The sequence below is a fragment of the Candidatus Aquicultor sp. genome (genome assembly GCF_054640775.1).
In genome coordinates this window covers 1-2688 of record NZ_JBTSLF010000319.1, presented here as the reverse complement: position 1 = coordinate 2688, position 2688 = coordinate 1, and the positions used below count along the sequence as shown (strand labels likewise).

4 protein-coding genes are annotated in these 2688 nt (G+C 46.7%); 1 reads left to right on the top strand and 3 read right to left on the bottom strand.

What is annotated here, in order from left to right; translation table 11 throughout:
• The 3 genes from ACYC56_RS14750 to ACYC56_RS14740 all read right to left on the bottom strand — a co-directional run.
• Positions 1 to 314: 7-cyano-7-deazaguanine synthase (locus tag ACYC56_RS14750; RefSeq protein WP_461374930.1), on the bottom strand; the 314-nt coding region annotated here is incomplete at its 3' end.
• Between the two features lie 146 nt (positions 315 to 460).
• On the bottom strand, positions 461 to 1642 hold the full coding sequence (locus tag ACYC56_RS14745; RefSeq protein ID WP_461374929.1) for a pyridoxal phosphate-dependent aminotransferase: 1182 nt from the start codon (positions 1640 to 1642) through the stop codon (positions 461 to 463).
• Between the two features lie 161 nt (positions 1643 to 1803).
• Positions 1804 to 2148, bottom strand: coding sequence for a cupin domain-containing protein (locus ACYC56_RS14740; protein WP_461374928.1), 345 nt, complete (start codon positions 2146 to 2148; stop codon positions 1804 to 1806).
• Positions 2149 to 2297: 149 nt separating this feature from the next.
• On the opposite strand from ACYC56_RS14740, the gene ACYC56_RS14735 reads away from it, so the two are divergent.
• The coding region (locus ACYC56_RS14735; protein ID WP_461374927.1) for a GDP-mannose 4,6-dehydratase at positions 2298 to 2688 on the top strand (391 nt) is incomplete at its 3' end.

The window sequence follows — 2688 nt, the reverse complement described above, 5'->3', positions numbered from 1 at the left end:
CTCAATCCTTTCTGGTACAGCAGATCGAACTTGATGTGGGGGTTGCAGACCACACACGGATTGGGGGTTCGTCCCAGGCTATATTCGGAGATAAAATAGTCTACTACCCTTTGTTGAAAAATCTCTTTTATGAAAATAACTTCCAGGGGAATCTTCAAGAAGGCAGTTATTTTTTCCAGCCAGGGGAGGACGGGTTCGGGGGAAAATCCGAAGTCGGCATGAAGACCTATGACCTGGTAGCCTTCTTTTTTTAAAAGATAGGCAGAGAGGGCGCTGTCAATTCCACCGCTTAAGGCAATGGCGACAGTTTTCACCGGACTCCCCTGTCCTCCCCCTTATCAAAGGGAGGATAGGGGAGGGTTTTTATGTTGAAACAAATAATTATGATATTTTTATCAACCATCAGGTGAAACTAAAGGTTTTGCCGTCGCTCTTCCGTAACCTGTTTTTCGTCAGTTGTTTAACTAAATTTTTTGAAAACTTTTTCAAACCCGGCCAATGATTTTTCGATGGTGGCATCCGGTGCGCAATAAGCAATCCGGAAGTAACCCGGGGCCCCAAAACCCATACCCGGCACGACCAGAATCAATTCTTCCTGCAGGGCCTGAACAAAAGCAGCGTCATCCGGGATGGGAGAACGCGGAAACAGATAAAAGGCCCCTTCGGGTTTGGTGAGTTGATACCCAATTTGAGAAAGGCCGTTGTAAAACAAATCCCTTTTCTTTTTGTATTGTTCAACCTCTACGGTTAAACCTTGAACCGCTGGAAGAAGCCGCTGCATCAGGGCCGGGGCGTTGACAAAGCCCAGCGTACGGTTGGTAAAAGCACAAGCGGCCAGCAATTCTTCTTTCTCAGAGATCTGGGGATGGACCGCCAGATAACCGATCCGTTCACCCGGCAATGAAAGGTCTTTGGAATAAGAGGTGACACTGATGCTTTGACGGCAGGCCTGGAAGATGCTGGGCACCTGGATTTGATCATAAACGATTTTCCGATAAGGTTCGTCGCCGAGCAAATAAATCTCCTGCCCTTGTTCTCGATAGAGCTGGGTTAAAAGGTCCCCCAATTGCCTGAGGGATTTTTCATCATAGACTTTGCCGGTGGGATTGTTTGGAGAATTAATCAACACGGCTTTGGTTTTGGGGGTCAAAGCATGCTCAATAGCCTTGACATCGAGAGAGAAATCCGGCCTGGTGGAAACCACCATGGGAACTCCCTGGACATTATCGGTATAAAAAAGATACTCGACGAAATAAGGGGCCAAAATGATAATTTCCTCTCCCGGCTCGATCAAGGCCTTTAGGACGGCATTCAAGGCCCCTGCTGCCCCACAGGTCATAATCACATCCTGTTCACTAAAGGACAAGTCATGTTCCCGTGATAAGAAATCCGCCACGGCCCTGCGGGTTTCCGGATACCCGGCATTGGACATATAGCCGTGAAGGGCCGGAACAGGCTGATCCAGGATTTCAATCAATCTCCGGTTAACTCGCTCGGGCGGATCCAGATTGGGGTTCCCCAAACTGAAATCAAAAACGTTTTCCTGGCCATGTTTGGCCTTGAGTTTATCCCCTTCTTCAAACATTTTTCGAATAAAGGAGCCTTTTTCCATTTTTTCTCTAATCTTTTGTGCAATAGCCATTTTTTCTCCTGACAGACTGATGAAAATCATCCATCTGCTGTGTTGCCCTCATCCCTCGTCATTCCGGCGTACTTCTATGCACGCCTCATTCCTCCGAATGATGGCGCCTTGCATCTGGACGATTTTGATCAGTCTGTAAATTTGGATATTTTTTAATGTATTCATTTAATTTTAGATTTGTAGCGGTTCGGTTCGTTAAAAAAATCCAAGGCTTTCATTGGGGACAGGATGCGGATGGAATGGACCGATCCGGCTGGGATGTAGTAGGGATCCCCTCGACGGAGGATTTGTGTTTTACCGTCCACAGTCAACTCGATTTCCCCCTCCAGCATGACCCCCCATTGAGCCTGGTGCTGATGAGATGGAATCTCTCCCGGTCCATCTGCGGTAAAGAAAACGGCCTGCATCCCTTGTCCTTGAAATAATTTTCCTTTTATTTTGGGAATAGGTATGTCGATATCCGGGAGTTTCTCGATCATCTCCGGAAATAAAATTTTTTCAGGCACAGCCCCTCCTTCATAAAGGTCATTTTTGATTTCTATCTCAATAACATAATCGAAGAAGTGGGTAAAGCCTAAAAAATAGAAGCAGTGCTTGACAAAAAGAGGGGCTCATGACATAACTTATTTGAAATTATTATAAAAGGGGGGCCGAAATGAAAAAAATTCTGATTACCGGAGGGGCCGGGTTTATCGGCAGCCATCTTTGTGAGACCTTATTGAGCCGGGGGCATGATGTGGTTTGTGTAGATAATTTCTTTACCGGCGCCAAAGAAAATATCCTGCACCTCAAGGATAATCCCCATTTTGAAATCATCAGGCATGACCTTGTCAATCCCATAACTTTGGAAGTGGATGAGATTTATAACTTGGCCTGTCCTGCCTCTCCGGTCCATTATCAGTTCAACCCGGTCAAAACCGTCAAGACCAATGTCATGGGTACCTTGAATATGCTGGGCCTGGCCAAACGGGTCAAGGCCCGTATCCTCCAAGCCTCCACCTCCGAGGTTTACGGTGATCCTTCGGTCCATCCCCAGAAGGAAACCT

Excerpts from the sequence above, each read along its gene's own strand:
- ACYC56_RS14745 (WP_461374929.1), bottom strand. The coding sequence starts at position 1,642 with ATGGCTATTGCACAAAAGATTAGAGAAAAAATGGAAAAAGGCTCCTTT.